This window comes from Secundilactobacillus mixtipabuli, assembly GCF_002217925.1.
GTDB lineage: Bacteria > Bacillota > Bacilli > Lactobacillales > Lactobacillaceae > Secundilactobacillus > Secundilactobacillus mixtipabuli.
The window spans coordinates 1-270 of sequence record NZ_BCMF01000033.1; the positions used below are offsets into that span (position 1 = coordinate 1).

The following is a 270-nucleotide window of genomic DNA, read 5'->3' on the forward strand; positions in this document are numbered from 1 at the left end:
TCATTAAAATCAACCACGACGAAGATTTCTAGAAGGAAGGAATACCCTTATGAATTATGATACTACGAAGTTGTTGCTAGGCATAGATGATAAACATGTAAAAATTAAAGGTGGTACTGAACGGGCTGATGGGGTTATCCAGGTTACTGGTAAATTGACCTATCGGCCAAAGGCCTGTGTACATTGTGGCGTCATCAATGATCATACGATTATCAACTATGGTTGGCGGGAAACGAATGTCCGCTTTGTCCAAACCCTTGGTAATAATGT

Annotated in this window: 1 pseudogene; it reads left to right on the forward strand. The window is 40.4% G+C overall.

Annotated elements, in window-relative coordinates:
- Positions 1 to 49: 49 nt before the first annotated feature.
- Positions 50 to 270: pseudogene (locus tag IWT5_RS11850) on the forward strand (ISL3 family transposase); the annotation flags it as partial.